A 6,525-nucleotide genomic window follows, 5' to 3' on the forward strand; every position below is an offset into this window, starting at 1 on the left:
TTTCTTTTTTTTCTCTAAAATTGTTACTGAAATGTGAACAAATTATCTGTATAATTCAAAAAGTAGCTATTTTTAGAAAATTATTAATTCGGGGGGATTACATTGAGAAAAAGCTTATGGCTTGTACTCACGCTAATGTTTGTGCTTGTACTAGCAGCATGTAGTGGTGGAGACAGTGGATCATCATCAGAAAGCGGTGGAGAAGGAAGCGGCGACTCTGGGGAAAGTTCCAGCGCTGCACAAGAAATAACCGTAACAGCAAAAAGTGAAATTCCAAGTATGGACCCTTCATTAATTACGGATTCTGTTGGCTTCCAATGGGCCGGTGAAACACTTGAAGGACTTTATCGACTTGATGAAAATAGTAACCTTACAGAAGGTATGGCCAAAGAAGGCACCGTGAGTGATGACGGATTAACCTGGACGTTTAAACTGCGTGATGCTAAATGGTCTAACGGTGATCCTGTTACGGCCAACGATTTCGTTTACTCCTGGAGACGTGCGGTAGATCCAGATGTTGGATCTGAATACGGACCATATTTCCTTGGCGGAATCATTAAAAACGCATCAGCCATTAGTAATGGCGAAAAAGACATCGAAGAACTCGGGGTTAAAGCTGTAGATGATAAAACACTAGAAGTGCAGCTGGAAAAACCTGTTCCTTACTTCAAATCCATGACTGTTTTCGTAACGTTCATGCCTTTGAATCAGAGTTATGTTGAGGAACAAGGCGAAAACTTTGCTGCAGAAGCTGAAAATACTCTTGCCAATGGACCGTTCAAAATGACTGAATGGAACCACGGTGAAGGTTGGACCGTTGAAAAGAACGAAAACTATTGGGACGCAGACACTGTTCAACTTGAAAAAATTAATGCTAAAGTCATCAAAGAAGTTTCAACAGGGGTGAACCTCTATGAAACAGGTGAGATCGACCAGACTGAACTGAATGCTGAATTCGTCGATCAATATCGCTCCAATGAAGCTTTTGAAGTTGTCAAGAAACCTTACCTATACTTCTTCAAGTTCAACCAGGAAGCGAATGAAGCTCTAGCAAACGTTGATGTTCGTAAAGCCATTTCTTATGCGATCGACCGCCAATCTTTAGTCGACGTAATTCTAAATGATGGCTCTGTGCCAGCAGAAGGATATGTGCCGTCGAATTTCGTATCTATGCCTAATAGCGACAAAGGTTTTCGTGAAGCACAGGGAGTACTTACTGAATCCAATGAAGAGAAAGCGAAAGAGCATTGGAGCAAAGCTCTAGAAGCATTAGGTACTGATTCTGTGACGATCGAACTTCTAGGTGATGACACGGGTACATCCAAAAACACGCTAGCCTATTATAAAGACCAGCTAGAGTCCAAGCTTGAAGGTCTGACGATTAAAGTAACCGAAGTACCGTTTAAAGAGCGTGTACGTCGTGACAGCGCTTCTGAATTCGAAATGGAAGCAGCGACATGGGGTCCTGACTATGTTGACCCGAACACGTACTTGAACATGTACGTTACTGGTGGCCAAAACAATAACATGAACTATTCTAGCGAAGAGTATGATGCACTGATTGAAAAAGCCAATGGTGAATATGCTCAGCAGCCAGAAAAACGTTTTGAAACATTCCTTGAAGCTGAACGCTTACTTCTTGAAGAAGATCAAGCAGTAGCTCCAATCTATCAGGATGCTAAAGCACAGCTTTTCCGTCCAACAATCAAAGGCGTGTTTACAACGGCTACAGGTCCAGAATTTGAATTCAAGTGGGCTCACGTAGAAGAATAAACAACACACAAAAAGAGGAGTCTCTTACATAGAGCCTCCTCTTTTTTATGTAAAAACTCTCAATCTTTCTTTCTTGAAACTTCCCTCGTTCCGCGTTATAGTATTCTGATATTGAACATTTGGAAAGGGGTGTCAAAAATGAAGCGTATCTATCTGCGAGGCATGTATTACACGGCTGGGATTGTCATTCTGACGCTGGGCATCGCTTTAACGATCCAATCAAAGTTAGGTACCTCTCCTTTTGACGCTCTTCTCGTCGGTCTCTATCGTACGTTTGGGTTAACGATCGGAAGTTGGGAAATCGTCGTAGGTCTGACAATGATCATCTTTAACTCCATTGCTGAAAAACGACGCCCAGAAATGATTGCGTTATTCACTTCTTTTCTTACAGGGGCGGGGATCGATTTCTGGGTTCATATTTTCCGAGGGATGATCGAACCAGGCACGATCATCCCTCAGTTCGTATGCTTACTTTTAGGACTGATTATTTCGGGGCTGGGAATTGCCGTCAATATCCAAGCAGACTTCGCTCCAAACCCGTTTGATCGGATGATGCTTGTGTTAAGGAATTTGACCGGTTTGAACGTGTCTCTATCAAGAGGCATCATCAGCATTGCCCTCGTGATCATTGCCGCTTTTTTCGGAGGCGCAATTGGAATTGGTACACTGATTATTGCTGTATTGAGCGGCTTTGTCATTCACGTATTCATGGGAATCATAAACCGATTAGATGAAGGGTTATCAGGCACTTCCCCCTCTTATCAAAAGCGATAAAAAAAAGTCGTGGAGAACCACGACTTTTTATTTATGCTTCTAAACTTCCTTTTGGACCGAAAAACTCGAAATGAATTTGTTCTTCCGGAATTCCCCACTGACGTAAAGATTGATAGATCGCCTTCATGAACCCTTTGGGACCACAGAAATAAAATTCAGATTCGCGCGGCACACTCCTCTTCAGCCATTCGAGATCAATATACCCACCTTTGTCATAAATTTTTTCCTGAATATCTGTAGAATTCGGATTTTCATAGATGAACATCGTTTTTCCATGGCCTTCGAGCGTCATTTCTTCCTTCATGGCATGAACTGAGCCATTACGTGCCGCATGAATGAAATAAACTTCCCTCTCTGGTTGATTTTCTTTCAATGTATTCACCATACTTAATAATGGAGTGAATCCCACTCCTCCGCTGAGCATCACAAGAGGTCTTCTTGTTGAAAGGTCTAACTGGAAGTCTCCTGCTGGTGCACTGACAGGGATAAGGTCTCCCTCATCTACTTCGTTATGCAGCCAAGTCGATACAACACCCGCCGGGCACTCCTGTATACCGTCTTCTCGTTTAACAGAAATACGATAATACTCTTTTCCAGGAGCATCAGATAGACTGTATTGTCTTAAATGGTCATATTGATCGCCCTCAATTTGCGCCTTAATGGTAAGGTACTGGCCAGGTTGGTAAGCAGGAATAGCTCCCCCATCCGCAGGGCTCAAATAAAAGGAGGTAATGACATCACTCTCTTTTACTTTTTTCACGACGCTGAAGTTACGGAAACCAGTCCAACCGCCTTCCTGACTTGCCGTCTCTTTATACATGCCATCTTCAACTTGAATGAACACGTCCGCAATAACGCCGTAAGCTTTTCCCCACGCCTCAATGATTTCATCTGTCGCGGCATCACCTAACACATCTTTAATGGCAATAAGCAAGTACTCTCCCACAATCGGATAATGTTCCGGTTTCACATTTAAGCTTCTGTGTTTTTGAGCAATCTCTTTTACTCTTGGCAGGATTTTCTCCAGCTGGTCGATATGCTGGGCAGCTGCATACACTGTAGCTGCTAATGCCTTTGGTTGGTCGCCTACTTTTTGGTGAGTTTGATTAAAAATATTTTTCAATTCTGGATGATCTCTGAACATTTTTTGATAAAAATGCTTTGTAATCGCCTCTCCGTGCTCTGCTAATACAGGCACTGTTGATTTAATAATGTCCACCGTCTTTTGATCTAAACCGTCCCTTACTTTTGAAGTCATAAGGATTCCTCCTTAAAAGGTGTATTTTTAATATATCTTTATTATAACGATAAAAGATCTATTTTAAATACATCTTTTATGACAAATTTGTTACGAATAGAAAAAAGCACCGGCAAGGACAACCCTTAGTACTTGTGATAAGATAAAAAAAAGATAACGAAAATGAGGGTTTAACGAATGCGTTTAAAGAAATATACGGATTATGCTCTGAGGGTATTGATTTTTACGGGCTCAAAAGAAGAAGGAATCTTAGCTAACAAAAAAGAAATTTCCGAAGTATTCAACATATCTGAGAACCACCTGGGAAAAATCATTCACGAACTGAATAAACTTGGGTTAATTGAAACCATTCGAGGGCGATCGGGCGGAATCAGGCTTGCGAAGCCTGCTGCTGAGATCAATGTCGGTCAAGTGGTCCGCGCAATGGAGGATGATTTTCACTTATTAGAGTGCTTCGATCGTAAGACGAACTATTGCGTCATTACTCCTGCTTGCAAATTGAAACACGTACTGAACGAGGCGCTCATGGCCTTTTTACAAGTGGTGGATCAATATACGCTCGAAGATTTACTTACCAATCGTGAAGAGCTGCAGGAATTAATGGGAATCGAATAAATATAAAAAAGCCGCGAAGTCTCTTGGAGACTTCGCGGCTTTTTTTGCGCTACCCTTATTCAGTAGTGTAAGGAAGTAGAGCCATTTGACGAGCGCGTTTGATAGCTTTCGTCAATTTACGTTGGTATTTTGCAGAAGTTCCAGTTACTCGACGAGGAAGAATTTTTCCACGGTCGGAAACGAAACGTTTAAGCAAATCTACATCTTTAAAGTCGATGTGTGTGATTCCGTTAGCTGTGAAGAAACACACCTTTTTACGTTTTCCGCGTCCACGACGTGCCATGTAGCATTCACTCCTTCCTATTTAGAATGGTAAATCATCATCTGATATATCGATTGGTTCTCCATTATCTGCGAATGGATCATCATTTCGTTGGTTGTTGTTATTATTACTGTTAGAACCGAAGTTATTTCCTGATGGTTGTTGATTCTGATTCGGTTGGAATCCTGAACCTCCACGATTTCCTCCACCCTGGGAAGAACCTTTGGATTCTAGGAACTGTACGCTATCTGCAACAACTTCTGTTACAAATACACGCTTGCCTTCTTGGTTGTCGAAGCTGCGGGACTGTAAGCGTCCGTCCACTCCAACTTGACTGCCTTTACTCATAAAGTTGGCTAAGTTTTCTGCAGCACGTCTCCAAACGACACAATTAATGAAATCCGCATCTTGTTCCCCTTGTTTGTTGGAGAAAGGACGGTTCACGGCAATTGTGAAATTGGCTACGGCTACTCCGTTTGGCGTATAGCGTAAATCAGGATCCTTCGTTAATCTGCCGACTAAAACGACACGATTCAACATCAGAACCACTCCTTATTTGTCATCTTCGCGTACAGCGATGTGGCGGATAATATCATCCGTGAACTTCGCTTGACGGTCGAATTCGTTGATCGCTTCACGTGTACCTTTGAAGTCGATCGTTACATAGATCCCATCACGGTAGTCGTTAATTTCGTAAGCAAGACGACGCTTGCCAACTTCTTTAACTTCTTCGATCTCCGCTCCATTATCAGTAAGGATTGTGCTGAAACGATCCATGACAGATGTCTTCGCTTCCTCCTCGATGTCTGGGCGGATGATATACATGATTTCGTATTTTCTACTCATCCGTTTTCACCTCCTTATGGACTTAACGGCTCCTGACTTTTGTAGGAGCAAGGAGTAATTTAATCTTAATTACTCACAATGAAGTATTATAACAAAGTTGTCCAAGATTTACAATACTTTAACGGAAGGATCTCCTGATTTACACGTTAAAACGGAAATGGATAACGTCGCCATCTCGTACTAAATACTCTTTTCCTTCCAAACGGACACGGCCGCGATCACGTGCTACGCCCATAGAGCCAGCGTCTACGAGATCTTCGTAAGAGACTGTCTCCGCTCTAATGAACCCTCGTTCGAAGTCTGTGTGGATGATTCCAGCCGCTTGAGGAGCTGTCATGCCTTCTTTGAAGGTCCAAGCCCTTACTTCCTGTTCACCGGCTGTAAAATAGGTCGCTAAGCCAAGCAAATTGTACGTAGCTTTAATAAGCTGGTCCAACCCTGATTCTTCAATTCCGAGATCTTCAAGGAACTCTTCTTTTTCGTCCCCATCAAGCTCAGCAATTTCAGATTCAATTTTGGCACAGACGACGATAACTTCAGCATTTTCTTTCGCGGCAAAATCACGGATTTGTTTCACCTTATCATTATCCGCTTCACCGATTTCGTCTTCACTCACATTCGCCACATAGAGGATTGGCTTTGAAGTTAGTAAATGAAGGCCTTTAACGATTTTTCTTTGATCATCACTGAATTCCACAGCACGGGCCGGTGTTTCTGCCTCGAGCGAATCCTTCAGTTTTTCTAGAACGTTGTATTCTGCAACGGCTTCTTTATCCTTTTGACGTGCCATCTTTGCGACACGGTCCATGCGCTTCGATACCGTCTCAAGGTCGGCAAGGATCAATTCCAGATTAATTGTTTCGATATCCGTAATCGGATCGACTTGTCCAGAAACGTGCGTGATATTTTCATCCTCAAAAGCACGGACAACGTGACAAATGGCATCCACTTGTCGTATATGAGAAAGGAACTGGTTCCCTAGTCCTTCTCCTTTACT

General features: G+C 42.5%; 8 protein-coding genes. 3 read left to right on the forward strand and 5 right to left on the reverse strand.

Features of this window, described 5'->3' with window-relative positions; all coding sequences use genetic code 11:
* The first annotated feature begins 135 nt into the window (after positions 1–135).
* Both LD39_RS13080 and LD39_RS13085 read left to right on the forward strand, forming a co-directional pair.
* Positions 136–1,773 (forward strand): peptide ABC transporter substrate-binding protein, encoded by a 1,638-nt coding sequence (locus tag LD39_RS13080; RefSeq protein WP_369793244.1) that lies wholly within the window; start codon positions 136–138, stop codon positions 1,771–1,773.
* Between the two features lie 138 nt (positions 1,774–1,911).
* Positions 1,912–2,547, forward strand: coding sequence for a YitT family protein (locus LD39_RS13085; protein WP_052158863.1), 636 nt, complete (start codon positions 1,912–1,914; stop codon positions 2,545–2,547).
* A 31-nt stretch (positions 2,548–2,578) separates the two neighbouring features.
* Here the strand turns inward: LD39_RS13085 and hmpA are convergent, their stop codons facing one another.
* The gene (gene hmpA / locus LD39_RS13090; protein WP_035547551.1) at positions 2,579–3,805 is read right to left on the reverse strand and encodes an NO-inducible flavohemoprotein; all 1,227 of its coding nucleotides are present in this window, start codon (positions 3,803–3,805) and stop codon (positions 2,579–2,581) included.
* Between the two features lie 177 nt (positions 3,806–3,982).
* Here hmpA and LD39_RS13095 point away from each other — a divergent pair, with 177 nt between their 5' ends.
* Positions 3,983–4,420 (forward strand): Rrf2 family transcriptional regulator, encoded by a 438-nt coding sequence (locus LD39_RS13095; RefSeq protein WP_035547554.1) that lies wholly within the window; start codon positions 3,983–3,985, stop codon positions 4,418–4,420.
* A 55-nt stretch (positions 4,421–4,475) separates the two neighbouring features.
* Here LD39_RS13095 and rpsR read toward each other — a convergent pair whose 3' ends face one another.
* The 4 genes from rpsR to ychF all read right to left on the reverse strand — a co-directional run.
* The gene (rpsR, locus tag LD39_RS13100; protein WP_035507315.1) at positions 4,476–4,703 is read right to left on the reverse strand and encodes a 30S ribosomal protein S18; all 228 of its coding nucleotides are present in this window, start codon (positions 4,701–4,703) and stop codon (positions 4,476–4,478) included.
* Between the two features lie 21 nt (positions 4,704–4,724).
* Positions 4,725–5,222: a single-stranded DNA-binding protein gene (gene ssb / locus LD39_RS13105; protein WP_035547558.1), complete on the reverse strand. Its 498-nt coding sequence runs from the start codon at positions 5,220–5,222 to the stop codon at positions 4,725–4,727.
* Between the two features lie 12 nt (positions 5,223–5,234).
* On the reverse strand, positions 5,235–5,528 hold the full coding sequence (gene rpsF, locus LD39_RS13110) for a 30S ribosomal protein S6 (RefSeq protein ID WP_035547561.1): 294 nt from the start codon (positions 5,526–5,528) through the stop codon (positions 5,235–5,237).
* A gap of 139 nt (positions 5,529–5,667) precedes the next feature.
* Positions 5,668–6,525, reverse strand: an 858-nt coding sequence (gene ychF / locus LD39_RS13115) for a redox-regulated ATPase YchF (protein WP_035547565.1), incomplete at its 5' end; no start/stop codon positions are given.

The sequence above is a fragment of the Halobacillus sp. BBL2006 genome, assembly GCF_000786645.1.
Lineage (GTDB): Bacteria > Bacillota > Bacilli > Bacillales > Halobacillaceae > Halobacillus.

What these genes read in the sequence shown, in the direction of transcription:
- LD39_RS13080 (WP_369793244.1), top strand. Translation starts at nt 136, where the DNA reads ATGTTTGTGCTTGTACTAGCAGCATGTAGTGGTGGAGACAGTGGATCA.
- LD39_RS13085 (WP_052158863.1), top strand. Translation starts at nt 1,912, where the DNA reads ATGAAGCGTATCTATCTGCGAGGCATGTATTACACGGCTGGGATTGTC.
- hmpA (WP_035547551.1), bottom strand. Translation starts at nt 3,805, where the DNA reads ATGACTTCAAAAGTAAGGGACGGTTTAGATCAAAAGACGGTGGACATT.
- LD39_RS13095 (WP_035547554.1), top strand. Translation starts at nt 3,983, where the DNA reads ATGCGTTTAAAGAAATATACGGATTATGCTCTGAGGGTATTGATTTTT.
- rpsR (WP_035507315.1), bottom strand. Translation starts at nt 4,703, where the DNA reads ATGGCACGTCGTGGACGCGGAAAACGTAAAAAGGTGTGTTTCTTCACA.
- ssb (WP_035547558.1), bottom strand. Translation starts at nt 5,222, where the DNA reads ATGTTGAATCGTGTCGTTTTAGTCGGCAGATTAACGAAGGATCCTGAT.
- rpsF (WP_035547561.1), bottom strand. Translation starts at nt 5,528, where the DNA reads ATGAGTAGAAAATACGAAATCATGTATATCATCCGCCCAGACATCGAG.